This window comes from Paraburkholderia acidisoli, assembly GCF_009789675.1.
GTDB classification, from domain to species: domain Bacteria; phylum Pseudomonadota; class Gammaproteobacteria; order Burkholderiales; family Burkholderiaceae; genus Paraburkholderia; species Paraburkholderia acidisoli.
The window spans coordinates 799,114-825,278 of record NZ_CP046913.1 but is presented as its reverse complement, the minus strand read 5'-3'; the positions used below and the strand labels follow the sequence as shown (position 1 = coordinate 825,278).

The 26,165-nt window shown below is 68.5% G+C and carries 22 protein-coding genes and 1 other RNA gene; 14 read left to right on the top strand and 9 right to left on the bottom strand.

The genetic code is table 11. The features are described from left to right. Positions 1 to 308 precede the first annotated feature (308 nt). Together FAZ98_RS03545 and metG are read left to right on the top strand one after the other, a co-directional pair. A complete protein-coding gene (locus tag FAZ98_RS03545; RefSeq protein WP_158948831.1) occupies positions 309 to 959 on the top strand; it encodes an OmpA family protein in 651 nt (216 codons plus the stop codon). A gap of 555 nt (positions 960 to 1,514) precedes the next feature. Further along, entirely contained in the window at positions 1,515 to 3,665 is a 2,151-nt protein-coding gene (gene metG, locus FAZ98_RS03540) for a methionine--tRNA ligase (RefSeq protein WP_158948829.1), read from the top strand. Between the two features lie 101 nt (positions 3,666 to 3,766). On the opposite strand, the gene FAZ98_RS03535 is transcribed toward metG, so the two are convergent. Both FAZ98_RS03535 and FAZ98_RS03530 read right to left on the bottom strand, forming a co-directional pair. Continuing rightward, positions 3,767 to 8,296: a translocation/assembly module TamB domain-containing protein gene (locus FAZ98_RS03535; RefSeq protein WP_158951855.1), complete on the bottom strand. Its 4,530-nt coding sequence runs from the start codon at positions 8,294 to 8,296 to the stop codon at positions 3,767 to 3,769. A gap of 35 nt (positions 8,297 to 8,331) precedes the next feature. After that, the gene (locus FAZ98_RS03530) at positions 8,332 to 10,254 is read right to left on the bottom strand and encodes an autotransporter assembly complex protein TamA (RefSeq protein WP_456093741.1); all 1,923 of its coding nucleotides are present in this window, start codon (positions 10,252 to 10,254) and stop codon (positions 8,332 to 8,334) included. Between the two features lie 531 nt (positions 10,255 to 10,785). Here FAZ98_RS03530 and FAZ98_RS03525 point away from each other — a divergent pair. The 4 genes from FAZ98_RS03525 (at position 10,786) to panD (ending at position 13,562) form a co-directional block, all read left to right on the top strand. Continuing rightward, the gene (locus FAZ98_RS03525; protein ID WP_158948827.1) at positions 10,786 to 10,971 is read left to right on the top strand and encodes a DUF3460 family protein; all 186 of its coding nucleotides are present in this window, start codon (positions 10,786 to 10,788) and stop codon (positions 10,969 to 10,971) included. Further along, a complete protein-coding gene (locus tag FAZ98_RS03520) occupies positions 10,971 to 11,882 on the top strand; it encodes a segregation and condensation protein A (protein WP_158948825.1) in 912 nt (303 codons plus the stop codon). Before FAZ98_RS03525 ends, FAZ98_RS03520 begins: the two co-directional genes overlap by 1 nt. A gap of 287 nt (positions 11,883 to 12,169) precedes the next feature. Further along, complete coding sequence (gene panC / locus FAZ98_RS03515; RefSeq protein ID WP_158948823.1) at positions 12,170 to 13,012, top strand: pantoate--beta-alanine ligase; 843 nt, start codon at positions 12,170 to 12,172, stop codon at positions 13,010 to 13,012. A 163-nt stretch (positions 13,013 to 13,175) separates the two neighbouring features. Further along, positions 13,176 to 13,562 (top strand): aspartate 1-decarboxylase, encoded by a 387-nt coding sequence (panD, locus tag FAZ98_RS03510; protein WP_158948821.1) that lies wholly within the window; start codon positions 13,176 to 13,178, stop codon positions 13,560 to 13,562. Positions 13,563 to 13,683: 121 nt separating this feature from the next. Here the strand turns inward: panD and FAZ98_RS03505 are convergent, their stop codons facing one another. After that, complete coding sequence (locus FAZ98_RS03505; RefSeq protein WP_158948819.1) at positions 13,684 to 14,310, bottom strand: ParA family protein; 627 nt, start codon at positions 14,308 to 14,310, stop codon at positions 13,684 to 13,686. A 281-nt stretch (positions 14,311 to 14,591) separates the two neighbouring features. Between FAZ98_RS03505 and FAZ98_RS03500 the strand changes: the two genes are divergently transcribed. After that, on the top strand, positions 14,592 to 15,011 hold the full coding sequence (locus FAZ98_RS03500) for a PaaI family thioesterase (protein ID WP_158948817.1): 420 nt from the start codon (positions 14,592 to 14,594) through the stop codon (positions 15,009 to 15,011). 86 nt (positions 15,012 to 15,097) lie between these two features. Here the strand turns inward: FAZ98_RS03500 and FAZ98_RS03495 are convergent, their stop codons facing one another. Continuing rightward, positions 15,098 to 16,822 carry a cobyric acid synthase gene (locus FAZ98_RS03495; RefSeq protein ID WP_407672049.1) on the bottom strand — a complete coding sequence of 575 codons (1,725 nt, stop codon included), beginning with the start codon at positions 16,820 to 16,822 and terminating at the stop codon, positions 15,098 to 15,100. 117 nt (positions 16,823 to 16,939) lie between these two features. Between FAZ98_RS03495 and cobU the strand changes: the two genes are divergently transcribed. From cobU to FAZ98_RS03475, 4 genes are read left to right on the top strand one after another with little or no spacing between them, the layout of a single operon-like run. Further along, positions 16,940 to 17,503 carry a bifunctional adenosylcobinamide kinase/adenosylcobinamide-phosphate guanylyltransferase gene (gene cobU, locus FAZ98_RS03490; protein ID WP_158948815.1) on the top strand — a complete coding sequence of 188 codons (564 nt, stop codon included), beginning with the start codon at positions 16,940 to 16,942 and terminating at the stop codon, positions 17,501 to 17,503. After that, positions 17,503 to 18,438 carry an adenosylcobinamide-phosphate synthase CbiB gene (gene cbiB, locus FAZ98_RS03485; RefSeq protein WP_158948813.1) on the top strand — a complete coding sequence of 312 codons (936 nt, stop codon included), beginning with the start codon at positions 17,503 to 17,505 and terminating at the stop codon, positions 18,436 to 18,438. The genes cobU and cbiB overlap by 1 nt, the downstream gene beginning before the upstream one ends. Continuing rightward, complete coding sequence (gene cobD, locus FAZ98_RS03480; protein ID WP_158948811.1) at positions 18,431 to 19,489, top strand: threonine-phosphate decarboxylase CobD; 1,059 nt, start codon at positions 18,431 to 18,433, stop codon at positions 19,487 to 19,489. The genes cbiB and cobD overlap by 8 nt, the downstream gene beginning before the upstream one ends. Further along, on the top strand, positions 19,489 to 20,427 hold the full coding sequence (locus tag FAZ98_RS03475) for a cobalamin-binding protein (protein ID WP_158948809.1): 939 nt from the start codon (positions 19,489 to 19,491) through the stop codon (positions 20,425 to 20,427). Before cobD ends, FAZ98_RS03475 begins: the two co-directional genes overlap by 1 nt. 6 nt (positions 20,428 to 20,433) lie before the next feature. Here the strand turns inward: FAZ98_RS03475 and cobC are convergent, their stop codons facing one another. Genes cobC through FAZ98_RS03450 form a run of 5 tightly spaced genes read right to left on the bottom strand, consistent with a single transcriptional unit; the run spans position 20,434 to position 24,756 of the window. After that, a complete protein-coding gene (gene cobC / locus FAZ98_RS03470) occupies positions 20,434 to 21,030 on the bottom strand; it encodes an alpha-ribazole phosphatase (RefSeq protein ID WP_158948807.1) in 597 nt (198 codons plus the stop codon). Then, a complete protein-coding gene (locus FAZ98_RS03465; RefSeq protein WP_158948805.1) occupies positions 21,015 to 21,791 on the bottom strand; it encodes an adenosylcobinamide-GDP ribazoletransferase in 777 nt (258 codons plus the stop codon). Before FAZ98_RS03465 ends, cobC begins: the two co-directional genes overlap by 16 nt. 19 nt (positions 21,792 to 21,810) lie before the next feature. Further along, positions 21,811 to 22,887 carry a nicotinate-nucleotide--dimethylbenzimidazole phosphoribosyltransferase gene (gene cobT, locus FAZ98_RS03460; RefSeq protein ID WP_158948803.1) on the bottom strand — a complete coding sequence of 359 codons (1,077 nt, stop codon included), beginning with the start codon at positions 22,885 to 22,887 and terminating at the stop codon, positions 21,811 to 21,813. A 49-nt stretch (positions 22,888 to 22,936) separates the two neighbouring features. Continuing rightward, complete coding sequence (locus tag FAZ98_RS03455) at positions 22,937 to 23,758, bottom strand: ABC transporter ATP-binding protein (protein ID WP_158948801.1); 822 nt, start codon at positions 23,756 to 23,758, stop codon at positions 22,937 to 22,939. Beyond that, positions 23,755 to 24,756: a FecCD family ABC transporter permease gene (locus tag FAZ98_RS03450; protein ID WP_158951852.1), complete on the bottom strand. Its 1,002-nt coding sequence runs from the start codon at positions 24,754 to 24,756 to the stop codon at positions 23,755 to 23,757. Before FAZ98_RS03450 ends, FAZ98_RS03455 begins: the two co-directional genes overlap by 4 nt. A gap of 390 nt (positions 24,757 to 25,146) precedes the next feature. On the opposite strand from FAZ98_RS03450, the gene FAZ98_RS03445 reads away from it, so the two are divergent. From FAZ98_RS03445 to ssrS, 3 genes are all read left to right on the top strand, one after another. Next, entirely contained in the window at positions 25,147 to 25,500 is a 354-nt protein-coding gene (locus tag FAZ98_RS03445) for an RND family efflux transporter (RefSeq protein ID WP_158948799.1), read from the top strand. Continuing rightward, positions 25,497 to 25,811, top strand: a complete 315-nt coding sequence (locus tag FAZ98_RS03440) for a cell division protein ZapA (RefSeq protein WP_158948797.1) — start codon at positions 25,497 to 25,499, stop codon at positions 25,809 to 25,811. The genes FAZ98_RS03445 and FAZ98_RS03440 overlap by 4 nt, the downstream gene beginning before the upstream one ends. 96 nt (positions 25,812 to 25,907) lie before the next feature. Then, a non-coding RNA gene (gene ssrS / locus FAZ98_RS03435) (6S RNA) lies at positions 25,908 to 26,088 on the top strand. The last annotated feature ends 77 nt before the right edge of the window (positions 26,089 to 26,165 follow it).

The window sequence follows — 26,165 nt, the reverse complement described above, 5'->3', positions numbered from 1 at the left end:
CGCGGTTCCCGAAAGCCGGGGCCGGTCGCGCTAACGCCGGAAATCGAAAGAAATTGTTAAGCTGGATTGCGTAAAAGGGTCCAGCAAGGCACGCTTTGCGCCGATGCCGCGTCGACCGCCTGCGTCGACACCAAGACGTCAGGCGACACGCGCACGATTCATGCTGATGGCACCACGCTGTACGCCGTCATTGTAGTAGCTGCCGCCGCGCACCGTCCGAAGACCCTGAGATCAGTCGGCAGAATCGACACCCCAGGGCGATTTCGAACTCGCGCGCGCCGTCCGTTCCACTCAAGAGAGGAAAGCAAATGAACACAAGAATCCTGACCCGTCTGTCCGTCTTCGCCGTGGCCGGCGCACTCGTCGCCGGTTGCGCCACGCAACAAGGCACCAACACGGCCGTCGGCACGGGCGTGGGCGCGGGCACCGGCGCCGCGCTGGGCGCGATCTTCGGCGGCGGCAAGGGCGCGGCGATCGGCGCCGGCGCGGGCGCGCTGGTGGGCGGTATCACCGGTTACAACTGGCAAGCCATCCACAACAAGCTCTCGGGCGCCACCAAGGGCACGGGCACGCAGATCACGGAGCAGCCGGACGGCTCGCTCAAGCTCAACATCCCGAGCAACGTGACGTTCGATACGAACAGCTACGCGATCAAGCCGTCGTTCGCGCCGGTGCTCGACCAGGTCGCGCAGACGCTCCAGCAGAACCCGGAAGTCGTCGCCCAGGTCGTGGGCCATACGGATAACACCGGCCAGCCGGCCTACAACCAGACGCTGTCGGTCAACCGCGCCCAGAGCGTGGTGAACTACCTGGCGAGCCGCGGCATCCCGATGCAGCGCATGGCCGCCGAAGGCCGCGGCGACACCCAGCCGATCGCCGACAACAGCACGGAAGCGGGCCGCACCGCCAACCGTCGCGTGGAAATTTACCTGCGCGCCACGGCACAGCACGCACAGTAATAGCGTCTGACCTGCAACGACGCAGCGAGTGACGAAATTGCAGGAAGAAGGCGCCGGATCGCGTAGATTCGGCGCCGGATCGGCCGTGAAGGCGCACAGCGTGGATGCGAAACGGGTGACAAAACGGGTGGCAAAACGGTGAAAGCGCGGGCTGGATACAGTCCGAAACCCTGCCCGGCACCGGCTTTCGAAAGAATCGAAAAAATTTTCGAACTCTCCGAAAAAGCTGCTGTCTGTCTTTACGGTACGTGGCTGGCGATGCCGCCGCGTCACCATTCTCCTCTTGTCGTTGTTGCTCCGGGGCCATCTTCTTGCCCCGGTTTTTTTTGCCTGGCGATTGTGCATTGCAGCATGCATGTGCCACGCATTTGCCACATGCATTTGCCACATGCCGCGGCAACTAGCATTCGCGGTTCTCGCGGCGCAGCGCGTGCCGGCTCCTGCGCGCCCGCGTGCCGCCGCGCATTCGCGCCTCCATCCCCTGGCCGGGCGACGGGCCAGGCGCCCTGTTAAAATCGCGCTTTCGACCTCCCGCAACACCGGAACCCCCACTCTATGTCAGCACCCGCCACCGACCTCGTTGCCGCCGGCGCGTCTGCCGTCAACAGCGGCCGCCGCCAGATCCTCGTCACGTCTGCCCTGCCCTACGCCAACGGGCAAATCCACATCGGCCATCTGGTCGAGTACATCCAGACGGACATCTGGGTTCGCGCGCTGCGAATGCACGGTCACGAGGTCTACTACGTCGGCGCCGACGACACCCACGGCACGCCCGTCATGCTGCGCGCCGAGAAAGAAGGCCTCACGCCGCAGCAGTTGATCGCGCGCGTCTGGCAGGAACACAAGCGCGACTTCGACAGCTTCGGCGTGTCGTTCGACAATTACTACTCGACCGATTCCGACGAAAACCGCGTGCTCTCCGAGTCGGTGTATCTGGCGCTCAAGGAAGCGGGTTTCATCGAAACGCGCGACATCGAGCAGGCCTACGATCCGGTCAAGAACATGTTCCTGCCGGACCGCTTCATCAAGGGCGAGTGCCCGAAGTGCGGCGCGAAGGACCAGTACGGCGACAGCTGCGAAGTGTGCGGCTCGACCTACGCGCCCACGGACCTGAAGAATCCGTACTCGGTGGTCTCGGGCGCCACGCCCATCCGCAAGACCTCGACGCATTACTTCTTCCGCCTCTCCGACCCGCGTTGCGAGCAGTTCCTGCGCGGCTGGGTGGCCGGCCTCGCGCAGCCCGAGGCAACCAACAAGATGCGCGAATGGCTCGGCGACTCGGGCGAATCGAAGCTCGCCGACTGGGACATCTCGCGCGACGCGCCGTACTTCGGCTTCGAGATTCCGGGCGCGCCGGGCAAGTACTTCTACGTGTGGCTCGACGCGCCGGTGGGTTACTACGCGAGCTTCAAGAACCTGTGCGAGAAGCGCGGCCTGAACTTCGAAGACTGGGTGAAGGCCGGCTCGAAAACGGAGCAGTACCACTTCATCGGCAAGGACATCCTGTATTTCCACACGCTGTTCTGGCCGGCCATGCTCGAATTCTCGGGCCATCGCACGCCCACCAACGTGTTCGCGCACGGCTTCCTCACGGTGGACGGCGCGAAGATGTCGAAGTCGCGCGGTACCTTCATCACGGCCGAAAGCTACGTGACGACGGGCCTGAATCCCGAGTGGCTGCGCTACTACTTCGCCGCCAAGCTCAACAGCACGATGGAAGACCTCGACCTCAACCTCGAAGACTTCCAGGCGCGCGTGAACAGCGACCTCGTCGGCAAGTACATCAACATCGCGAGCCGTGCGGCGGGCTTCCTCATCAAGCGCTTCGACGGCCGCGTGCAGGACAGCGCGATGAAGCACCCGTTGCTGGAGCAGCTGCGCGCCGCCATTCCGCAGATCGCCGCGCATTACGAGGCGCGCGAATACAGCCGCGCGCTGCGTACGACGATGGAACTCGCCGACGCCGTGAACGGTTATGTCGATACGGCCAAGCCGTGGGAACAGGCGAAAGACGCGGCCAACGCGGTCGCGCTGCACGAAACCTGCAGCGTGAGCCTCGAAGCGTTCCGCCTGCTCTCGCTCGCGCTCAAGCCGGTGCTGCCGCAACTCGCGGAAGGCGTCGAGCAGTTCCTCGCGATCGAGCCGCTCACGTGGGCCGACGCGAATAACGCAATCTCGTCGCAACGTCCGATCAACGCGTACAAGCACTTGATGACGCGCGTGGACCCGAAGCAGATCGAAGCGCTGCTGGCCGCGAACCGCGACTCGCTGCAAGCCACGGCGGAAGCCCCCGCCGCCGAGGCGAACACGAAGTCGAAGGCCGCGAAGGAAGCGAAGAAGGCGGCCGCCGTGGACGAAACGCCGGGCGTGATTTCCATCGACGACTTCGCGAAGATCGACCTGCGCATCGCGCTGATCGTCGACTGCACTATCGTCGAAGGCTCGGACAAGCTGCTGCAACTCACGCTCGACGTGGGCGAGGAAAAGACCCGCAACGTGTTCTCGGGCATCCGCTCGGCGTACAAGCCGGAGGACCTGAAGGGCAAGTACACGGTAATGGTCGCGAACCTCGCGCCGCGCAAGATGAAGTTCGGCATGTCGGAGGGCATGGTGCTCGCGGCCTCTTCGGCAAACGAAAAAGCCGAACCCGGCCTCTACATCCTCGAACCGCATAGCGGCGCGAAGCCGGGCATGCGCGTGCGCTAAGCTTCTTCGCCGCGTTCGGCGCCAGTCAAAAAGCACACCCCCGGGTGTGCTTTTTTTTCGCCGACGCTACGGCGCGCGCGCCGCCGGCCCGCGCTCTCGCGCTACCAGCGAATGCGGTCGAAGCGCCGCGTGTAGAGAATGTCGGCGCCGTAGAACGTGCCGCCGTACGTGGCCACCGACCAGTAGCGCGAGAGGTTGAGCGTGGCCTTGATCGCGTTCGACGCGGATTGCAAGCCCTGCTCGTAGCCGATCACCAGCCGCTCGTTGATGGCCTTGGAGAGCATCACCACCTGCGGGTCGGTCAAGCCCACCTCGCTGCGCCCGATCGAGAATTCGTCGAGCCCGATGGACTGCGCGATGCGTTTGCCGCTCGTGCTGCCGAGCAGCGCGAGCGCCGTGGTCATGGCGCTCTGCTGCCCGAGGTTGTTGCCCTGGTCGGTGCCGTGACCGAACAGCAGCCACGAGAGCTTTTCGTTGTCGGGCACGTTCGGCTCGGAAATGAGCTTCGCAACCGGCGCCTGCACCGTGCCCGTGACCTGCACGCCCGCCTCGACCTGCTGGTTGCGGCGCATGGCGAGAATGTTGATGCCCGGGTTGCCCACCGGCCCGTTGAACGTGAAGAAGCCATTCTCGATGTTGAGCTTGCGGCCGAACGCCGAGTACGACGAGCCTTCCGTCACGCGCACGTTGCCCACCGCGCGCAGCGGCGTGTCGGGCGCGCTGGTCGCGGTGATGGTGCCCGCGAGGCCTAGGTCCGCGCCCTGGCCACGGAAGCGGAAGTCGCGGCCCAGATTGATGTCGATGTTGGCGCGCGGCGCGAATTTCGGCGCCGGTTTGGTCGACGCCGTTTCCTCGATGGGCGGCGGCACCCCGCCGCTCGTCGTGCCGTCCGGGCGCACGATCACCACGTCGTCGCCGAGCGAAGGCGCGGCCGACTCCGGCATGTCGAACAGCGCGTGATCGACGGTGAACTTGCCGTCGATCTGCATGCCGCCGAGCTTGCCGCCGTTCGCCACGCTCGCGCTGCCCGAGAGCGACAGGCGCCGGTCGGGCGAGGCGAACAGCTCGAGCTTGTCCGCGACGATGCTCGCCGTGAGGTCGGGCTCGTCGTTGTCGAGCCGCACGCGGCCCTGCGCGCGCAGCGTGCCGCTCGTCGCGCCGTGGAACTCGACCTGCTGGAAGTCGACGAGATTCTGCGAGAGCGCGATGCGGATCACGCCGTCTTTCAGCTGCACGCCCTGATCGACCATGGTGGCCGAAATACCGTCGCCGATCACCGAGCCCGTGAGGTTCGGCTTCGCGACCGTGCCGCCCAGCGCGAGGTTGAGCGCGATATGGCCGTCGAGCAGATAAGTCGGCCCGAGCAGCCCGCCCGTGGTACGCAGCGACGGCACGTTCGCCTTGATGGTGCCGCCGAGCGGCGATTCGTCCGCCACGGTGAGCATGCCGTCGCGCGGCGCGAGCGTGGTGTTCGCGTCGACATCGAGCACGCCCACGCGGCTCGCCTGCGCGTGCGCCGTGAGCGTGAGGCGATTGCCGTTGCTGAACGCCGCGCGCGCGTCGAGCGCGGAGATGCCGAGCGAGGCGAGACCGCGGCCGATTTCCGTGGTGATGTCGCCCGAGCGGCGCTTGATCTGCGCGTAGCCGGTGGCGGTCTGGCCCAGGGAGAAGTTCCAGTCGCCGTCGAAGATCAGGTCGGTGCGCAGCGTGGACGGCTCGCCCGTGAACTGCTGGCGCACCTGCATGAGGCGCGCGACCGAGACATTGGTGAGCGCGCCCGCCGACTGGATGCGGCCGTGATCGAGATCGAACGATTTCAGGTCGAGCGACATGCCTTCGGCCACGAGCCGCGTCGCGCCGAGCGTGACCTTGCCCGCGCCCGCGCTGACCTTGAGCGGCGCTTCGAGCTTCAGGTCCGGCGTGCCGCGATTCTCCAGTTGCGTGACGGTGCCGTCCCAGCGCGAGCCCTCGCGCGTGTCGGCGAGACCGCCGTTCGCGGCCACGGCGAAGTCGATCGGCTGGCCCTGCACCTTGCCCTTCGCGTTGGCCGTGAGCGTATGTTTCGCGCGCGTGCCGTTCAGACGCGCCGTGAGCGTGGCGATCTCGACGCCGCCCGCGGCGATGCCGCTCGCGTCGGTGCTGAAGGCGAGCGCGCCGTTCGCGCCGTCGCGCGCGAGCGCATGGCCTTCCGCGTGACCGACGCGGTTCTCGCCGAACGCCACGTGGTCCGCCTTGTAGTCGAGTTCGACGTTGGGATGCGCGAACGAGCCGGTCACGTCGCCGTTCGCCGCGAGCAGGCCCGCGACGCCGAAGCCGAGCCGGTCGAGTTGCGGCGCATCCACACGGAACCGCAGCCGGTCGCCCGGCGCGCCGAAGCTGCCTTGCAGATCGACGACGTTGCCCGCCACGGAAAGATTCGCGCGGCTCGGCAGGATGCGCGAACCGGCGAGCTGGATCAGCCCCTGCCCCGTGAGCGGCAGGTCGTCGTAGACGCTCGGGCCGAGCTTGAACTCGGCCTTCGTCGTCAAGGTGGGCGCGAGCATGCCGCTCGCGCTGAGCGTGCCGTTCACGCGCGCCTCGATGCGGCGCGCGGGCGCGGCCTTCGGCTTGGCGCGCGGCGGCGGCGCGGCGCTCGACTCGGTCTGCTTCGCGGTTTCGACACGCTTTTGCGCCTGCGCCTGCTCGCCCGTTTGCGCCGGGTTGAGCGACGGATTCAGCGCCGGATTGAGCGCGAGATTGCGTTTGGGATTGAGCGCGTCGCTGGTCGCCGCGTTGGACGTGCTCGCGCGCGGCGGCGTTTTGCGTGCGGGCCGGGACGTGGCCGAAGCAGCCGCAGCGGCAGGCTTCTTCTCGATCAGCTGCGAGGTGAGCGACAGCGGATCGAAGTTCGTCAGCGCCGCCTTCAACGTATAGGTGGAATTGGCGTCGTGCTTGAGCGCACCGGAAAGGTCGATGCGGCCCGCGCCCGAGGTCACGCGCACGTCGTTGAACGAGAGCCGCGCGGGGTCTTGCGTGACCTTGCCCTGCACGCGCAGCGCGGCTTTCGGATCGGCGAGGTCGAGCGTGACGCTTTGCACGTCGCCGTTCAGACGCACGCCGATCGGCCCCGCGAACTGCGTCGCGCGCACGCTCGACTGAATGGCGTTGAGGTCGAGCGCCGCCACGTGCAGGTCGAAGCGGCCGTCGTGTCCGCTGATCGTGCCGCCACCCGTGACCGTGGCGTTTTTCACGAGCCGCACGGCGAGCTTCGGGATGCGCTGGGTTTTGGCGTCGAGCACGACGTCGGCGTGAGCGTCCACGAGCGGCAGCAGTTTGTCGTCGATACGGCCCGGCTTCGCGTTGACGATCGAGACGTTGCCGGCCACGGTGAAGCCGGCCGCGTCGCTGTGCGCGGTGGCGGCGTTCGCGGTCTTCGCGGCCGACGCCGGGGACGCGCCCGAGGCCGCCGATGAAGCCGAAGCCATCGACGCAACCGCAACGGGCGCCGAAGCCGCCGCAGCCGCCGATCGCCTCGAAGCGGAAGCCGCCGAAGCCACGGGAACCACGGAAGACGCCGAAGCCGCCAGCGCCGCCGATGCGCCCGAAGCCGCCGCGGCCAGCGCCGCCGGCACGCCCGCCGCGCCGCCCGGCACGGGCTGCAACTGCGCACGCACGGCGAGATCGGCGAACGGCGCGCCCGGCGCGAACGCCTGCGGATTGACGTGATCGAACGCGAGCGTGGCGCGCTGCAACGGCACCGCGGCGAACGGCGTGGCTTCCACATGCGCGCGGCCCGTGAGCTTCATGCCGCTCGCGTCGATGTCGGCCGTGAGCGCTTCGAGCGAACCGCCCAGGGTGCCGTTCACCTGCACGCTCTCGCCGTTGACCTTGCCCGCGTAGCCGAGATTGCCCGCCAGCGCGAACGGCCGCACGCCGTCGAGCTTCGCCTGTGCGCTCACCGCGCCGAACGGCGTGTCGAGCCGCTCGACGGCGGCCTCGTGGTGCCGCCCGTCGCTGCGGCCATGGAACAGCAGGCGCGAAAACTCCGTGACCGACGTACCTTGATGCAGCGTGAGCTTGTCCACCTGCAAGTCGCGAATCTCGAGGCCGAGCGGCAATTGCAGGTTCCCGGGCAACGTCATGGGCTTGGACGGCGCGTTCGACGGCACGGCGCGCACATCGACATCGCCGATATGCAGATAGTCGACCACGAAGCGCCACGGCGCTTTGCCGAAGCCTTGCAGCGCCCACTGCCCGCTCACGCGGTCGACCTTGACCGTGGTGCCGTCCGAACCGCGCCAGCTCACGTCGCGAAAACGCACGCCAGTGGCGAGCGCGCCGCCTTCGAGCTTGCCCGCGAGCTGGCCGCCGAGCAGCTTGACCGCCGCCTGCCACGCGTACGCGGTGCCGCGCCCGGTCGTGAGCACGCCGTACAGCGCGCCGCCGGCGAGCACGACGAGCAGCACGAGCACGGCGGCGAGCCACGCGAACGCCTTGAGCCACCGATGACGGCGGCGCGGCGGCGGCGTACGGCCTTCGCCGCGCTCGTTGTCGCCGGCATTGCCACCGTCGTTGCCACGCCCGCCGCCATCGTTGGAAGACGCGCCCGGCGAGGCCTCGGGCGGCACGGCATGCGCACACGCCCACGACATCGGCGAAACGAAACGGAGAAAAGCGCGCGTGCCCATCAGAAAGCGATCCCGAGAGTCAGATACGGCCGCACGCTATGGTTGCGGAAGCCATAGGCGAGATCGACGTTGACGGGGCCGACCGGGCTGCGCCAGCGCGCCCCGATGCCCGCGCCCGGATCGAACTGCTTTTCGCCCCAGGTGTCGGTGGCGGTGCCCACGTCGAAGAACGCCGCGCCGCCCCAGTCGTGGCTGAACCAGTGCTGATACTCGGCCGAACCGGTCACGAGGTATTTGGTGGGCAAGATCGAGCCCGCGACATTGTTGCCGATGCTCTCGAAGCCGTAGCCGCGCACCGAGTTCGAACCGCCCGCGCGGAACAGCAGCGAGGCCGGAATCTCCGACGACGACCCGCTCGTGAACACGCCGCCCAGTTCGGCGCGGAACAGCATGATGTCGCTGCGCCCGATCGGCAGATATTGCTGGCCGCGCGCGTAACCGCGCACGAAGGTCTGGTCGGAGCCCGCGCCCTTCACGCCGAAACCGGCCTCCACGCGAATCAGGTTGCCGGAGCGCGGGAACAGCGGGTCGTCCACGTTGCGGCGCGTCCATGACCACGACGGCACGAGCGCATGCGCGCGCGTTGCCTCGCCGACGTTCTGCGTGATGCGGTCGTCGTAGAACATCAGCGAATAGGCGTAGTCGATGTTCTGCGAGGTGCGCGTGCGCTGCACGCCCACACGGGCGCTGTAGATGGTGGTGTCGGACACGTCCGTGGTGGTGTACGACGCGAGCACGCTGTTGGTCCACGCGCGCGGGCCCGGCGGCATCGACAACTGCACCTGGCCGTACTTCTGGATCTGGTCGAGGCGGCCCTGCATCTGGAACGGCCACGCCTTGCCGAAGGTGTCGAGATACGTGTAGCCGCCCTGCACGTGCGCGCCGGTGTCGGTCGAATAGCCCACGCCGCCGCGGAAGTTGTTGTACGGATACTCGCTCACCTTCACGTGCACGGGCGTTTCGTTCGGTTTTTGCGTGTTGTCGTCGATGTCGGTCGCCACGCTCGCGTAGTACGGCGTGTTCTGCAACTGGCGCTGCAGTTCGGTCACGCGGTTCACGTCGTAGATTTCGCCTTCGGTGAGCGGGTTGACGTTGTCGACGATCCACGCCGGATAGCGCCGCGTGCCCGACACGTCGAGCTTGCCCATCGTGAAGGTCGGGCCGCTGTCGAACGTTACGGAAAGTTGCGCCTCGTGCTTGAGCGGATCGACGCGCGCCTCGGAACGCGCGATTTTCGCGCCCAGATAACGGCGCGCCTGCAGCGCGCGCAGCGCGGCGCTCTTGGCGTCGTCCCAGCCCGATTGCGTGAACGCGTCGCCGTCGTGCAGCGAGAACGCGAAGCGCGCGGCGTTTTCCTGCGCGCGATCTTCGGTGAGCACGGGGCCGCGGAACGTGAGCTGCACCGAGGCGATCTGCGTGCGCGGTCCGGCGTCCACGCTCACCTTGACGTGGCGCTTGCCGTCGACGGTCTGCACGTCGGTACGCACGACCGGCGAAAAATAGCCGTCCGTCGAGGCGAGATCGCGCACCTGCTGGGGCGTGGCGGTCACGAGAAAGTCGAACTGGTCTTCGCTGACGTCGGCGCGCGTGGCGAAGCGCGCGATGTCGAGATGCGCCTCCAGCAGCTTGCGCAACTCGCGCGGCTCCGTGGCGATCTCGACGTTGTAGTAGGTCTTGGCGTGCGACCACGGCCAGAGGCTCGACAGGTCGGCGTGCGCGGGCGTGGCGGCGACCAGCCCGAACAGCGGCCCGGCGACGCAGCTCAGGAGAAGCGTGGAAACAAGGCGGCCGCGCGCGCCGGCAGCCGCTGGCTCGCGGTGCTCGAGGAACCCGGGACGGCCCGCGGTTGCGGCGTGCCGTGGCCGCGCCGCACGCGTGGTGCGGCGCCATGCGCGCAACGCTTCGATCACCCATCCCGCCAAACAAGACCTCCGGCTGTCGTAGAACTGGTTTCGCCGAAGGCGCCGGCGTCATCGGCTGGCGCGCAAGGCGGCGGCGAGCGAGGACACGGGCGCGCACGAGCGCAAACGCGATATTTCACCACATCATCGCGTGATTACCCCAGGACGCTGCGCAAAGTTGAGGACGATGCCGACGCGGGCGCCGGTGCGGCCGCCCGCTGTGGCCACCCTGCGTCACCGGAATGTCATGCGCGCGCAACCGGGTCGTAAGCCCGGCGCGGCGCTTGCGGCGCTTGCGGCGCGAGTCCGGCGCGAGTCCGGCGCGGAGCCACCGTGGACGCGGTGCCTATCGCGCCCGGAATCAGACTGGAGCCCGCCCGGATCGATTCCGGATCGATCCCGGAGCAATCGGGGCGCGATTGACCGACGGCCGTGTTGCACGGCCCCGCCCGCGCGGATGTTCCGCCGCCTTGCCTTGCGGTAAAATTGCCGCCGACAGAATTCGCGGCGCGGCGCCAGCCCGCGCGCCGTCTCACCAACCGGACGTCAGCCATGTATCAGTCGGACATCACGCAATTCATCGCCCAGCTCAAGCAGCAGAAGCCGCAGCTCGAAGAGCAGCAACGCAAGGGCCGCTCGCTTCTGTGGGACAAGCAGCCGATCGACCTCGACGAACGCGAGCGCCAGCAGGCGTCGCGCGTGAACCAGACGTCCTACGTCTACTACCAGAACTTCTGATGGCCGAGGCCGACGGAGCCGGCGCGCCGCCGCAAGGCGAGCACGCGGCGGGTCCCGCCAGAGCCGCCGGGCCGACGCCCGGCGAGGCTCTGACCACGCCCGCCACCGACTCGACGCCCGACACCGTCGACGGCGTGGCCTTCGCACGCCTGTACGGCGAGCCGCTCTTCAAGCTGCCGCAGGATCTGTACATCCCGCCGGACGCGCTCGAAGTCTTTCTCGAGACCTTCGAAGGGCCGCTCGACTTGCTGCTGTACCTCATCCGCAAGCAGAACTTCAACGTCCTCGACATCCCGATGGCCGAGGTCACGAACCAGTATCTCGGCTACGTCGAGCAACTGCGCAAGACCAATCTCGAACTCGCCGCCGAATATCTGCTGATGGCGGCCATGCTTATCGAGATCAAGTCGCGCATGCTGCTGCCGGTCAAGAAGGCCGACACCGGCGAGGAAGCCGAGGACCCGCGCGCCGAACTCGTGCGCCGCCTGCTGGAATACGAGCAGATGAAGCTCGCCGCCCAGCGCCTCGACCAGTTGCCGCAGCTCGGCCGCGACTTTCTGCGCGCCGAGGTCTTTATCGAGCAGAGCATCACGCCGCGCTTCCCCGACGTGGACAGCATCGACCTGCGCGCCGCGTGGGCCGACGTCATCAAGCGCGCGAAGCTCGTGCAGCATCACAAGATCTCGCGCGAGGAACTCTCGGTGCGCGAGCACATGAGCACGATCCTGCGGCGGCTGCAGGGCGAGCGCTTCATGGAGTTCTCGGAACTCTTCGACGTCACGCGCGGTGTGCCGGTCGTGATCGTGAACTTCATCGCCATGCTCGAGCTGTCGCGCGAATCGCTGATCGAAATTACCCAGGCCGAACCGTTCGCGCCAATCTACGTGCGCCTCGCCTATCTGCCGGCCTGAACGCGCCGGCGCCTGTCTATTCGTTCCACATCGCCACGAACCGGCGGCGATCCGCACAGCGGAACCTCGGGATAAACCCCCACCCGACACGGCTGCGCCACGCTCACAAATCCACTACAATCGCCGCGCCTGCCCGGCTAGAGCGCGTCACGCGCGGCCGGGCGCGCCCCGTCCGCACGCCGCCCACACGGGATGTTCCCCGGAATTCGCGCCTGCGGCCGAGCAACCGGCTCGCCGGTTGCTGCAACCTTAGTCTTGCGATTTTGCGAGACATCAAGCATCCGATCATGAAAGTCATCAGCTCGATTCAGGAATTGCGCGACCAGTTGCGCGGCCAAAACCGCACCGCGTTCGTGCCGACCATGGGCAACCTGCACGAAGGCCATCTCTCGCTGATGCGCCTCGCGCGCCAGCACGGCGACCCGGTCGTGGCGAGCATCTTCGTGAACCGCCTGCAGTTCGGCCCGAACGAGGACTTCGACAAATATCCGCGCACGCTCCAGGACGACATCGAGAAGCTGCAAAAGGAAAACGTCTACGTGCTGTTCGCGCCAACCGAACAGGAGCTGTACCCGCAGCCGCAGGAGTACCGCGTGCGCCCGCCGCACGATCTCGGCGACATTCTCGAAGGCGAGTTCCGCCCCGGATTCTTCGAGGGCGTGTGCACCGTCGTCATGAAGCTGATGTCGTGCGTGCAGCCGCGCGTGGCCGTGTTCGGCAAGAAGGATTACCAGCAGCTGATGATCGTGCGCGCGATGTGCCAGCAGTTCGCGCTGCCGACCGAGGTGATCGCCGCCGAAACCGTGCGCGATGAAGACGGCCTCGCGCTCAGCTCGCGCAACCGCTATCTTTCCGCGCCCGAGCGCGCCGAGGCGCCGCAACTGGCGGGCGCGCTGCGCGAGATTCGCGAGGCCGTGCTCGCGGGCCGCCGCGACTTCCAGCAGCTCGAACTCGAAGCGATGGCAAAGCTCGCCCAGCGCGGCTGGAAACCCGACTACATCGCGATCCGCAAGCGCGTGAACCTGCTGCCGCCCGCGCCGGGCTCCGACGCCGACGCCCAGGCGCCGCTCGTGGTGGTGGCCGCCGCGAAGCTCGGCGCCACGCGCCTCATCGACAATCTCGAGATCTGAGCGCGCGCCGATCGCCGCTTTTGCCTCCGTTTTTGCCGCCGCTTTTACCTCTTTCGCCGCGTGCTGGCCGCCGACTGCGCGGCCGCCGGTCACGCCGCCTTACCGTATTGAAGCGCCACGCGCCGCCGGCCCCGCCGCGCGCGTTGCGCAAAAGGAGAACGCCATGCAACGCCATATGCTCAAGTCGAAGATCCACCGCGCCGCCGTCACGCACTGCGAGCTGCATTACGAAGGTTCGTGCGCCATCGACGAAAACCTGCTCGAAGCCGCCAATATCGTGGAAAACGAGCGCATCGACATCTGGAACATCAACAACGGCGAGCGCTTCTCGACCTATGCGATCAAGGGCGAGCGCGGCAGCGGCATGATCTCGCTGAACGGCTCGGCGGCACGCCGCGCGCAACTGGGCGACCTCGTGATCATCGCGGCGTTCGCCAACGTGGAAGAAGAAGAACTGAAGGCCGGCTGGAAGCCCGACCTCGTGTTCGTCGACGAAAACAACCGCATCAAGGGCAGCCGCGACCACGTGCCGACGCAAAGCTGGACCTGAGCGCTCGCGCAGCCCGACGGCGGCTTCGTCTCACGGCGCGCGCCGTATTGCGCGACGCGCGCCGCCACGAGCCAGCGGGGTTTTTTACTGATTTCCCGCGGGAGCGTCGCGCGTTTCCCGCTTACTTCTCGTTAAGCCAGTCGATGATCGACTGCCACTGATCGAGATCCTTCTCCACGCGGCTCTTCGCCACGTCCCAGAGCGTGAGGCCGTGCGCCGCGAGCTGCACGTAATTCTGCGTGTCGCGCAGCCAGCCCAGCACGGGCAGGTCGAGCCCTTCCACGAAGCGCTGCAACTGCTCGGCCGAGCGCGTGCGGGCATCCACGCGCATGCCCACCACGCCCACCTTGATCGCGCCCTTGCGCACCGCCTTTTCCTTCGCCAGACGGTCGAGGAAGTCCTTGGTCGCGAGAATGTCGAACATCGATGGCTGGAGCGGCACGACCACGCGGTCGGCCAGCTCGATGATCGCGCCGAGGCGATTGCCGTGCAGGCCCGCCGGCGTGTCGATGACGGCGTGCTCGAGGCCCTTGGGCGGCTTCACCGGATTGTCCAGATCGACCTTCCAGCTTTCGATGGGCGGCAGCGTTGCGGGCCGCATGTCGAGCCACGCGTGCGCCGACTGCTGCCGGTCGAGGTCAGCGAGCGCGACCCACTCGCCTTGCGCGGCGAAATAGCCCGCCAGATTGGTGGACAGCGTGCTCTTCCCCACGCCGCCTTTGGGATTCGCCACCACGATTACCGTCATGAATGCTCCCGTCAGGATGGCTGGCGCTCGGCCAGCCGGATTGCCGTGTTCTTGATGCCAGGTGTTGCTCGATGCTTCGTGTTGCTCGATGCCTGGTGTTGCTGACCGACCGACGCCCTTCGCGCGGTTTCCCTTCGGAGTTCGAAGCGCGATTCCGCCGGATTTCGCACCCGGGATCCTGCATACGAGCCGGCGCCAGGCATCGACCGTCCGATATTATCGGCGAATCGCGCGAGATCGCAGCGCAATCATCCCCAACGACGACAAGGAGATCCCCGACCATGAGCACGTTACGCACCGACGTCACGATCGAAACGCTGCTGGAGCGCCAGCGCGGCCGCCTGCCCGACCTGCTCGGGCTGCGCCCCATCGCCCTCGAACAGGGCCAGTTGCGCGCCGAACTCGACATACGCAGCGAACTGCTCGCGCCCAACGGCTTCCTGCACGCGGCCACCGTAATCGGCCTCGCGGATACTGCCTGCGGCTACGCCTGCCTCGCGCATCTGCCGCCCAACGCGAAGAATTTCACGACCATCGAGATCAAGAGCAACCATCTCGGCACCGCGCGCGAAGGCACGATTTCGGCCGTCGCCACGGGCGTGCATCTCGGCCGCAGCACGCAGGTCTGGGACGCCACCGTGACGGGCCCGGACGGCAAGACCATCGCCCTGTTCCGTTGCACGCAGATGGTGTTGTACTAACGTACTAACGCCGCAGGGCCACGCGGCACCGAACGCGCCCGGGCGCAAGCGGCCAACGGCCGGCGCGCATCCATAACCCGCCACACTCAGCCGCGCGCCTCGCGAATCGCGCCGAACAAGCGCGGCAGGTCGAGGCTGGCCGCCAACGTGTCGGCGAGTCGGTCCAGCGAGGCTTCGCGCAGCGCCGGGTAGTCGACCGCGGTGGCACCCGCCAGCCCCGCCCAGCGCAGCAGCGCCGCGCAGGCTTCGGGCGTGTCGAACAACCCGTGCACGTAGGTCGCGAGAATCTGTCCGTCCGCCGAACGCGCGCCGTCGGCACGGCGGTCATTGCGCCGTTCGCCCGGGTTATCGGCAAGACCCGGGGTATCGGCGAGATACAGCGCGGGTGTTGCCAGCGCCGGCCCGCGCGTTTCGCCCATGTGAATCTCGTAGCCGCTCACGCGCGCCGCGCCCCCGCCTTCCGCCGAAGCGTCCAGGGCGAGCGCGCCCGTAACGTTTTTCAGCGTTTTCTCGCGCGTGAGCTCGGTCTCGTAGTCGAGCCAGCCGAAGCCCGCCACCGCGCCGGGCTCGCCCTCCACGCCGTGCGGGTCGGTAATCGAGCGCCCCAGCATCTGCATGCCGCCGCAAATGCCGATCACACGGCCGCCGTAGCGCAGGTGCCGCGCGAGCGCCGCTTCCCAGCCCTGCGCGCGCAGCCAGGCAAGGTCGTCGCGCACGTTCTTCGAGCCGGGCAGGATCACGAGGTCGGCGGCGGGCGGCGTCTCGCCCGTGCGCACGTAGCGGAAATCGACCTGCGCGTGCGCCCGCAGCGCGTCGAAATCGGTGTGATTGCTGATGTGCGGCAGCGCGGGCACCACCACGCGCAGGATCTCGCCCGCGGCGCACGCGCCGCTGTGCGCGACGCCGGGCAGCATGTCCTCGGCGTCGAGCGTGAGGCCGTGCAGGTACGGCACGACGCCGAGCACGGGCTTGCCCGTTTGCGCTTCGAGCCAGTCGAGGCCGGGCTTGAGCAGCGCGGGGTCGCCGCGAAACCGGTTGATGACAAAACCCGCCACGCGCGCGCGCTCGCTTTCCGAAAGACACGCGAGCGTGCCGAGCAGATGCGCGAACACGCCGCCCCGGTCGATGTCGGCGACCAGCACGACGGGGCAATCCACGGCTTCGGCAAAACCCATGTTGGCAATGTCGTTGGCGCGCAGATTGATCTCGGCGGGACTGCCCGCACCCTCCACGAACACGGTTTCGTAGCGCGCGCGAAGCCGCCCGTACGATTCGAGCACGGCCACGCGCGCGAGCGGCTTGTAGTCCTGATAGGCACGCGCGTTGAGATTCATGCGCGCCTTGCCGTGGATGATGACCTGCGAGCCGAGGTCGCTATTGGGCTTGAGCAGCACCGGGTTGAGGTCGGTGTGCGCCTCGATGCCCGCCGCGATGGCCTGCAGCGCCTGGGCACGGCCGATCTCGCCGCCGTCCACGGTCACGGCGCTGTTGAGCGCCATGTTCTGCGGCTTGAACGGCGCGACGCGCACGCCCGCGCGGCGCGCGAGCCGGCACAGCCCGGCGACGAGCGTGCTCTTGCCCGCGTCGGACGTGGTGCCCTGGATCATCAGCGCGCCCCGGGGAACGGCGGGGATCGAGGCCGAGGCAGGAGCAGGCGCGGCAGTTGGCGTGGCGGTCATGAAGCGCGAAACCCGGTGAATACGAGTGCGCATTATCCCATTGCCCGGCGCGGCTTCGTGGCACGCGGCGCGAACGTTAGCCGTCCGGATAAGGCCCATTCGCGCGCGATCCGCACGCGGCGCGGGCCGGATCGGCTTGTCATCCACGGGGTTTCAACGGGTATTCCACGCACGAACGCGACGAGATCGGCCCGCGATAGCGGCGCCAGCGACCCGCGAACGACATCCCGCAGCCGTTACAATCACGCGATGATTTCGCGCGATCTCACCTTCATCGTCGGCGGCGCGCGCTCGGGCAAGAGCGCTTACGCCGAGCGCCTCGCGGCCGAAAGCGGCCTCGCCGTCACCTACGTCGCCACGGCACGCACGAGCGACGACGCCGAATTCGCCGCGCGCATCGCTCATCATCGCGCGCGCCGGCCCGCGCAATGGGGCTTCGCGGCCGCGCCGCTCGACCTCGCGGGCGCGCTCGACGCGGCCGCCGCGCCCGGCCGCTGCGTGCTGATCGACTGCCTCACGCTCTGGCTCGCCAACCTGCTCTGCGCGCCCGATTCCGTCGATGGCGCGACGCCGCTGCCCGACTGGCGCGAGCGTATCGACGCCTTCGCCGCCGCCTGCGAGCGCGCGCGCGGCACCGTGCTCGTGGTGAGCAACGAGATCGGCATGGGCGTCGTGCCGATGGGCGCGGCCACGCGGCTTTATGTCGACGAACTCGGCCGCCTGAACCAGCGCATCGCCGCGCTCGCCGACCGCGCCATGCTCGTGGCCGCCGGGCTGCCGCTGGTGCTCAAGGCGCCGCTCAAGGATTCCTGATGCTTTCGCTGACTGTCACCGCCGCGCTCGCCGTGGCCGGCTTCGCGGCGGACCGCCGCTTCGGCGAGCCGCGCCGCGCGCATCCGCTGATCGCGTTCGGCCAGTTCGCCAACCGCGTCGAGGCGCGTTTGAACACGGGCCGCCGCGGCCGTCCGCTCGGCCTGCTCGCGTGGTTCGCCGTGGTCGGGCCGCCGGTGCTGCTCGCCGCGCTGCTGTGCGCGCTGCTGCCCTGGCCGCTCGCGTGGGCGCTGCACGTCGCGCTGCTGTGGTTCGCGCTCGGCGCGCGCAGCCTCGCCGAACACATCGCCCCGATCGGCGCGGCGCTCGCGCGGCGCGATCTCGCCGCCGCGCGCACGCTGACCGCGCGCATCGTCTCGCGCGACACCGCCGAGGCCGACGCCACCGCGCTCTCGCGCGCCGCCGTCGAGTCGGCGCTCGAAAACGGCAACGACGCGATCTTCGGCGCGCTGTTCTGGTTCGCCATCGCGGGCGGCCCCGGCGCGCTCGCGTTCCGCCTCGCCAACACGCTCGACGCGATGTGGGGCTACCGCACGCCGCGCTTCCTGCGCTTCGGCTGGGCGGCCGCGCGTATCGACGACGTGCTCAACTGGATTCCCGCGCGCCTCACGGCCGCGAGCTATGCGCTGCTCGGCGACACGCGCTGCGCGCTGCGCTGCTGGCGCGATCAGGCGCGCCGCTGGGACAGCCCCAACGCCGGCCCGGTGATGGCGGCGGGCGCGGGCAGTCTCAACGTGCTGCTCGGCGGCGCGGCCGTCTACCACGGCGCGATCGAGGAGCGCCCGACGCTCGGCGCGGGCGCGCCGCCGCGCGCGCAGGACGTGGACGCCGCGCTGCGGCTGGTCGAGCGCACCACCATTCTCTGGCTCGCCGCGCTGCTGGCGCTGGCTTTCGTGAGCGTAGCGACGCATGGCTGAATCGACGCACCGCAACCCGCACGCGCTCGTCGCGCACGGCGGCAACCTGCACGAGGCGGCAGAGCGCTACGGCATCGCGTGGGACGACTGGATCGATCTCTCGACCGGCATCAATCCGCACGGCTATCCGGTGCCGCCGGTGCCCGCGGCGGCATGGCGGCGCCTGCCCGACGAAGGCGACGGTTTCGCCGCGTGCGCCGCGCGCTACTACGGCGCCCCCGACGCGCGGCACGTGCTGCCGGTCGCGGGCAGTCAGGCGGCGATCCGCGCGTTGCCCGTGCTGCTGCCGCGCGCGCGCGTGGCGATCGCGCCGCTCACCTACGGCGAGTACGCGCCCGCGTTCGCGCAGGCCGGGCACGAGGTCGTGTCGCTCGATCTGGCCGATGAAGCGTTCGCCGAGGCCTTGCCCGACACCGTCACGCATGCCGTCGTCGTCAATCCGAACAATCCGACCGCCACGCGCCTCGACGCCGCGCGGCTGCGGCGCTGGCATGCGCAACTCGCGGCGCGCGGCGGCAGCTTGATCGTCGACGAAACCTTCGCCGATGCCTTCGAGACCTCGCCGGATCGGCACGACGCGACGCTCGCCGCCGCCACGCATCTGGCCGGGCTCGTGGTGCTGCGCTCGCCCGGCAAGTTCTTCGGCCTCGCGGGGGCGCGCTGCGGCTTCGCGCTCGCCGCGCCCGGCTGGCTCGCCACGTTGCGCGCGCAACTGGGCGCGTGGACCGTGAGCGGCCCCGCGCGTCACGCGGTCACGCACGCGTTCGGCGACGTGGCATGGCAAGCCGCCATGCGCACGCGTCTCGCCGCCGAAAGCGCGCGCCTCGCCGCGCTGCTGCAGGCGAACGGCTTCGCGCCGCACGCCACGCCGCTGTTCGCGTGGATCGTCGATGCGCGCGCGAGCGCCTTGCAGGACGCGCTCGCGCGCCAGGGCATCTGGACGCGCCGCTTCAGCGCGCCCGAGAGCCTGCGTTTCGGCCTGCCCGCTTCGGCGCCCGAATGGCAGCGCTTCGAACACGCGCTCACGCAAGCAATCCAGGAGATCGGCTGATGCGTCCTGCGGCACTCACGCGTGCGGTGTCGGCCCCGGTCGTATCGGTGCTCGTAGCCGCGTTCGTGGCGAGTTTCGCGGGCGCGGCCAACGCCACGGTTTCCGCCGTCGACGACACGGGCCAGACCGTCACGCTCGCCGCGCCCGCGCAGCGCGTGATCAGCCTCGCGCCGCACGTGGCCGAATTACTCTACGCGGCGGGCGGCGGCGCGAAACTCGTCGGCGCGGTGAGCTATAGCGACTACCCGCCACCCGCGCAAAACGTGCCGCGCGTGGGCGACAACCGCGCGCTCGACCTCGAACGCATCGTCGCGATGAAGCCCGATCTCATCGTGGTCTGGCGTCACGGCAATGCGCAGCAGCAACTCGACCGGCTGCGCGCGCTGCACATTCCGCTGTTCTTCAGCGAGCCGCGCCAGCTCGACGACGTGGCGACCTCGCTCACGCGTCTGGGCACGCTGCTCGGCACCGAACCCGCCGCGCAGGCCGCGGCCAACGCGTATCGGCACGACATCGCGCAACTGCGCGCGACCTACGCGCAACGTACGAGCGTGAGCGTGTTTTACGAAGTGTGGGATCAGCCGCTGATGACGATCAACGGCACGCACATGATCAGCGACGCGATCGCGCTGTGCGGCGGCCGCAACGTGTTCGCCGCGCTCGATCCGCTCGTGCCGACAATCTCGACCGAAGCCGTGCTCGCCGCGAATCCCGACGCGATCGTCACGACCTCGCAAGGCGCCACGGCGCCGGATCGTCCTTTGCCAAGCCTCGAGCGCTGGCGCGCGTGGCCCGCGCTGCATGCGGTCGCGCGCGGCAACCTGTTCGCCATCGACGGCGATCTGCTCACTCGGCCGGCGCCACGGCTCGCGCAAGGCGCGGCGCAACTGTGCAAGGATCTCGATCTTGCGCGCACGCGCGACGCGGCCGCGCGCTAAACCACGTCAAACGTTCCAGCGCGCGAGCAGCCATTGCGCGCTCGCGAAGTCGTAACGCAGCCAGACAATCGCCGCCATTTCCAGCGGCCAGCGCACGCAGTTCGCGAGCGGCAAGCCCAGCGCGCGCGCCGCGATCGCGCGGATCACGCCCGCATGCGCGACGGCCCACGTCGTGGTTTTTTCATCGGCGGCTTTCATGTCGAGCGTCGCGAACCACGCGCTCACACGCGCATCGAACTGCGCGACGCTCTCGCCGCCATGTTCGCGCGCATGCTCGAAATTCGCGGCCCAGGCGTCGATCTGCGCGCGCTCGATTGCCTCCCAGCGCTGCATTTCCCACGCGCCGAAATCCATCTCCGCGAGACGCGCATCGACCGAAGCCTGCTGCCGATGTCGCGCCGCGAGCGCATCGGCAATGCTCGCGCAACGCGACAGCGGACTCGTGAAGATGCGTTGCGGCGCGCGCACCTGCAAGGCCTCGAGCCGCGCGGCGATCGACGCGGCTTCGTGCGCGGCATCGCCCTGCAACGCGACATCGCTCGCGCCGTAACACACGCCCGCCTCCACGGCCACGGCGGCATGACGAATCAGTACGAGATCCACGCGAGCCCCACGAGATAGAGGGCGATTTCGAAAACCTGCTGCGCGAAGCCGAGGCAATCGCCCGTATAACCGCCAATACGCCGCACGAAGTAACGCCCGAGCGCGAAGCGCAGCACGGCGAGCACCGCGAGCATCGTGGCGCCCAGCCGCCAGTCGGCTGCGCCCTGCCACGTGGGCCAGAACAGCCACGGCAAGCCGAACACGCACGCGCACAACCAGGCGCCCACGCTCATGCGTTGCGCGACGGGCTTCGCCTTGCCCTCGGCGCGCACGTAGTCGAGCGTGACGAGATAGCTGATGGCCGCGGCGCGGCTCGCGGCGTGGCCCGCGATCATCAGCAGCGCGGCGCGCGCGGGCGGCAGCGCGGCGAGCGTCTGCCACTTGAGCGCGAGCGCCACGACCAGCGCGATCGCGCCGAATGCGCCAATACGCGAGTCGTGCATGATGCGCAGCACGTCCTCGCGCTGGTACGCGCCGCCGAAGGCATCGCAGCAATCGGCGAGACCGTCTTCATGGAACGCGCCCGTTGCGAGCAGCGTGACCGCCATCGACAGCAACACGGCCACGCCCGCTGGAAACACGTGCAGCGCGGCAACATAGACGAGCGCCGCAAGCGCGCCGATCAACGCACCGACGAGCGGAAAATAGCGCGCCGCCGCGTTGAGCCACGCGGGATCGAAACCGACCCAGCGCGGCACCGGCACGCGCGTGAAATAGCCGAGCGCCGTGAAGAAGTAACGCAGTTCCGCGAGCGGATTCATGGGCGATGTGCGGTGAGCTTCACGCGTGGCGAGGTTGATCGCCGCTGGCGCGATCGTCCACGCCCGCCTGCTCGAAGCTCGCCATCTCGTTCACGAACGCGGCGGCCGCGCGCAGCAGCGGCACCGCGAGCGCCGCGCCCGTGCCTTCGCCGAGACGCAGATCGAGCGCGAGCAACTCGCGCGCGCCGAAATACTCGAGCATGCGCCGATGCCCCGCCTCGTTCGACGCGTGCGCGAACACGCAGTACTCGCGCACGTTCGGCGCAAGCGCGTGCGCGACGAGCAGCGCGGACGTGGCGATGAAACCGTCGACGAGAATCGTCATGCGCGAGCGCGCCGCCTGAAGGAACGCGCCCGCCATCATCGCGATCTCGAAGCCGCCGAACGCGGCCAGCACGTCGAGCGGTTCGCGCGCGTCGGCGTGCAACGCGAGCGCGGCCGCGAGCACGGCGCGCTTCTTCGCGAGGCCCGCGTCGTCGAGGCCGGTGCCGCGCCCGACGCATTCGTCGATCGGCACGTCGCACAGGCGGCTCATGAGGCACGCCGCCGCCGAGGTATTGGCGATCCCCATCTCGCCGAAGCCGATCACGTTGGTGCCGAGCGCCGCGTGATGACGCACGCGCGCCGCGCCCGCTTCGAGCGCGGCCAGCGCTTCGTCGCGCGTCATGGCGCGCTCGCGCGCGAAGTTGCGCGTGCCGCGCGCGACGGGCACGTCGACCAACGCGTTCGACGGCGGCAACGGCGTCGCCACGCCCGCGTTGACGATTTCGAGCGTGAGCCCGGCCACGCCGCTGAACGCGTTGATGGCCGCGCCGCCCGCGAGGAAGTTGGCGACCATCTGCGCGGTCACCGCTTGCGGGTACGGGCTCACGCCTTCGGCGGCAATGCCGTGATCGCCCGCGAACACGATCATCACGGGACGCTCGACGCGCACTTGCGTGCCGCGCTGGATCAGCCCGAGTTGCAGCGCGAGCGCTTCGAGACGGCCGAGGCTGCCGGGCGGCTTCGTCTTCGTGTCGATGAGATGTTGCAGCGTGTCGCGCAACGCCAGATCGAGCGGGTCGACGGTGAACAGGTCGGAAAGCGGTGACGTCATGATGATTTCGATTCGATAGGAAGCAGGTAACGGCGCGCGAAGTATCGCATTAGCGCGCCGTATCGGCGGACAGCGCGGGCACGAGCGCCTCATGCGCGCCCTCGCGGATCAGCACGAGCGGATGACCGAGGGCGGCGCTCGCGCGCTCGGGCGTGAGCACCTCGCGCACGCGACCCGCGTGATGACCGCCGCGGCCGTCGAGCAGGAGCGCATGCGTGGCGTAACGGCGCGCGAGATTGAGATCGTGGCACGAGAACACGATCGCGCGCCGTGCGGCTTCGGCTTCGGCGCGAACCCATTGCGTGAGCGCTTCGAGGCACGCAATCTGATGATGCAGATCGAGATGCGCGAGCGGTTCGTCGAGCAGCAACAGCGGCGCGGCCTGGCACAGCGCGGCCGCGAGCGCGACCCGCTGGCGTTCGCCGCCCGAGAGCGAAAGCACGTCGCGCGCGGCGAACGCTTCGAGGCCCAGCGTCGCGAGCGCGGCGTGCGCGGCGGCGCGGTCGTCGGCGCCTTCCCAGCCCCAGCCCGAAAGATGCGGATAGCGGTTGAGCAGCACGGTGTCGAGCACGCTCGCGCTGAACGCGTCGCGCACGTCTTGCGGCATGAGCGCGCGACGCCGCGCGAGTTGCACGGGCGACCAGTCGCGCAGCTCCACGCCATCGACCTCGACCTGTCCCGCCGCGCCCGCATGCAGACCCGCGAGCGCGCCGATCAGCGTGGTCTTGCCCGCGCCGTTCGCGCCTGCCACGCACCAGATCTCGCCCGCGTGAACACGGTGCGTGAGCGAATCGACGAGCGTGCGCGCGCCCGCTTTCAACGTGAGCGCGCGGGTGGCGATGAGCGGCGGATTTCGTGAGTCCGGCTTCATCGCGCGCGCCTGCCGAGCAGCATCCACAGGAACACGGGCACGCCCGCGAGCGCCGTCACGACGCCCACCGGCAATTGCGCGGGCGCGGCCACGGTGCGCGCGGCGAGATCGGCGGCCATCACCGCGACGCCGCCCGCGAGCGCGGAGGCCGGCACGAGCATGCGCTGATCGTTGCCGAACGCGAGCCGCAACATGTGCGGCACGACCAGCCCGACGAAGCCGATGGTGCCGCCCGTCGTCACGGCGGCGGCGGCGGCGAGCGAGGCCGCGAGATAGATGCCCACGCGCAGGCGCAGCACCGGCACGCCGAGCGCGTGCGCGGCGGCGTCGCCACGCAGCAGCACGTTGAGCATGGGCGCGATGGGCACGACGCCCGCGAGCACGAACGCCAGCGCGGCCAGCGCGGGCCACGGCATGGCCGCGCCGTTGAGGTCGCCGGTGAGCCAGAACAACATGCCGCGCAGGCGCGTGTCGGGCGCGAGCGTGAGCAGCAGCGTGATGAGCGCGCCCCAGCCCGCCGCCGTGACCGCGCCGGTGAGCAAGAGGCGCGGCGAGCTGTCCTGCGGTTCGCCGCGCCAGAGTTCGCGGCGCGCGAGACCGAGCACGAGCAGGATCGAGACGAACGCGCCCGCGCAGGCGCTCGCCTGCACGCCCCACCACGCGACGCCCGCGATCATCGCCACGAGCGCGAACGCGGCCGCGCCGCCGGAGACGCCGAGCACGTAGGGTTCCGCGAGCGGATTGCGCAGCAGCACTTGCAGCAACGCGCCCGCGAGCGCGAGCAGTCCACCGCAAGCGAAGCCCGCGAGCGCGCGCGGCAGGCGCAATGTACGCACGATTTCGGTGGCCATGTCGCTCGCGCCGTGCGCGGGCACGAGCGCATGCAGCGCCTGCGCGAGCGTCACGCTCACACTGCCGCTCGCGAGCGACGCGACGAACACGACGAATGCGGCGCCCGCCAGCACGGCCCAGATCGCACTCGCGCGACGCGCGTTCATCGAACGGCGCGGCACGCCGTGCGTCTCGCGCACGTCGTGGCGTTCATCGCGGCTTGCGGCGCGCATCGCGGCAACGCACGAGGCGCGGCATCGGCAAAGAGAAGGACATAGCGCTGAAAATACGAGAGATTCGTGGAATGCGAGATGTTATAACGCGCGGCCCGCTTGCGGATTTCGCACGCGGCGCGCGGGCGGCAAATTGCGTTCCCGCCGCGCGATATTGCGTTTTGCAACCTGCCGATGACATTCGCGTTGAAGCCGGCATTCGGAAAGCCCGCAATAACGCACACGAAGCGCACACGAAGCCGGGTTGTTACGTCTGGAAACGACACAATTACCTAAATACGTCGTAATCCGCGCTAGAATGCCTGTCTTTAGAGGACGCAGCCCATGCTCAACGAACTCGAAACACTCTCACAGAATATCGGGCGGCTGATCGAGATCAATCAGCGCCAACACGAAGCGCGCCTCGCACTCGAAGAGCAACTTGCGCAACTGCGTACGCAATGCAGCGCCACGCAAACGGACCTCGACCAGATGCGCGAGGAACGCAACGCGCTGCAAGCGGAACGTGACGCGCTCTCGGCCAAGATCGACGACGCCCAGGTGCGCCTGAACGCCATCCTCGAAAAGCTGCCGCGTGCTCGCGCCAACGCCGAACGCGACAACCAGCTCGATCTGCTCGAACCGTCGCCCGCCAGCGACGACGACAGCAACGCGGCCCGCCACGGAGAAAATGCATGACCACCAAGCAGATCGAAGCGACGATACTCGGCCAGACCTATCGCCTCGTCTGTTCGCCGGAAACGGAGCAGGCGTTGCTCGACGCGGTCGCGCGCGTCGACAACGAAATGACCAGGATCCGCGACCACAGCAACGTGCGCGGCACCGATCGCATCGCGGTCATGGCGGCGCTCTCGCTCGCTTCGGAACTGCTGCGTTTGCAGACGAGCGTGCGTCATGGGGAAGCATTCCCAGCGGAAGAAATCCGTCGTACAATGCGCCAAATGAACGAACAACTCGGCACCGTCATCCAGCAGTACGGCGTGCAGTGAGCGAGCGGTTCGAGGAAATGCAGTGAGGCGTGAATGATTCCGCTCCAGCGTTTCCAAACGAGTTAAGTTAAAGCGATTTACGTACAAGTTAAGTCAGCTTCCCTGCCTGGTTCGCCAAGGTCATATATTCCTTGAACCAATGCCATGTGCACGGTTGCGGAAATTTGTAGCACGGGTGTGCGCGTCACTAGTCTGATGTACCCGAAGTGCTGCTAACTGCGACCAATTCTGAACCTTCGGTTCAGGATGCCGGCCTAGCGGCTAAGGCGGGGACCTATACCAAAACGGCATCGGACCAACGTCCGGTGCCGTTTTCCATTTGGGGCGGCGTTCACGCGCTTTGCACGCGTTTTG

Bases quoted from the DNA above. Each gene is read 5' to 3' on its own strand.
- cobD (WP_158948811.1), top strand. From the start codon at position 18,431: ATGGCTGAATCGACGCACCGCAACCCGCACGCGCTCGTCGCGCACGGC.
- cobT (WP_158948803.1), bottom strand. From the start codon at position 22,887: ATGACGTCACCGCTTTCCGACCTGTTCACCGTCGACCCGCTCGATCTG.
- FAZ98_RS03475 (WP_158948809.1), top strand. From the start codon at position 19,489: ATGCGTCCTGCGGCACTCACGCGTGCGGTGTCGGCCCCGGTCGTATCG.
- cobU (WP_158948815.1), top strand. From the start codon at position 16,940: ATGATTTCGCGCGATCTCACCTTCATCGTCGGCGGCGCGCGCTCGGGC.
- panC (WP_158948823.1), top strand. From the start codon at position 12,170: ATGAAAGTCATCAGCTCGATTCAGGAATTGCGCGACCAGTTGCGCGGC.
- FAZ98_RS03465 (WP_158948805.1), bottom strand. From the start codon at position 21,791: ATGAATCCGCTCGCGGAACTGCGTTACTTCTTCACGGCGCTCGGCTAT.
- FAZ98_RS03535 (WP_158951855.1), bottom strand. From the start codon at position 8,296: ATGTCGTGGGCGTGTGCGCATGCCGTGCCGCCCGAGGCCTCGCCGGGC.
- cbiB (WP_158948813.1), top strand. From the start codon at position 17,503: ATGCTTTCGCTGACTGTCACCGCCGCGCTCGCCGTGGCCGGCTTCGCG.
- FAZ98_RS03525 (WP_158948827.1), top strand. From the start codon at position 10,786: ATGTATCAGTCGGACATCACGCAATTCATCGCCCAGCTCAAGCAGCAG.
- FAZ98_RS03455 (WP_158948801.1), bottom strand. From the start codon at position 23,758: ATGAAGCCGGACTCACGAAATCCGCCGCTCATCGCCACCCGCGCGCTC.
- FAZ98_RS03450 (WP_158951852.1), bottom strand. From the start codon at position 24,756: ATGAACGCGCGTCGCGCGAGTGCGATCTGGGCCGTGCTGGCGGGCGCC.
- metG (WP_158948829.1), top strand. From the start codon at position 1,515: ATGTCAGCACCCGCCACCGACCTCGTTGCCGCCGGCGCGTCTGCCGTC.
- FAZ98_RS03500 (WP_158948817.1), top strand. From the start codon at position 14,592: ATGAGCACGTTACGCACCGACGTCACGATCGAAACGCTGCTGGAGCGC.
- panD (WP_158948821.1), top strand. From the start codon at position 13,176: ATGCAACGCCATATGCTCAAGTCGAAGATCCACCGCGCCGCCGTCACG.
- FAZ98_RS03545 (WP_158948831.1), top strand. From the start codon at position 309: ATGAACACAAGAATCCTGACCCGTCTGTCCGTCTTCGCCGTGGCCGGC.
- FAZ98_RS03445 (WP_158948799.1), top strand. From the start codon at position 25,147: ATGCTCAACGAACTCGAAACACTCTCACAGAATATCGGGCGGCTGATC.
- FAZ98_RS03505 (WP_158948819.1), bottom strand. From the start codon at position 14,310: ATGACGGTAATCGTGGTGGCGAATCCCAAAGGCGGCGTGGGGAAGAGC.
- FAZ98_RS03520 (WP_158948825.1), top strand. From the start codon at position 10,971: ATGGCCGAGGCCGACGGAGCCGGCGCGCCGCCGCAAGGCGAGCACGCG.
- FAZ98_RS03440 (WP_158948797.1), top strand. From the start codon at position 25,497: ATGACCACCAAGCAGATCGAAGCGACGATACTCGGCCAGACCTATCGC.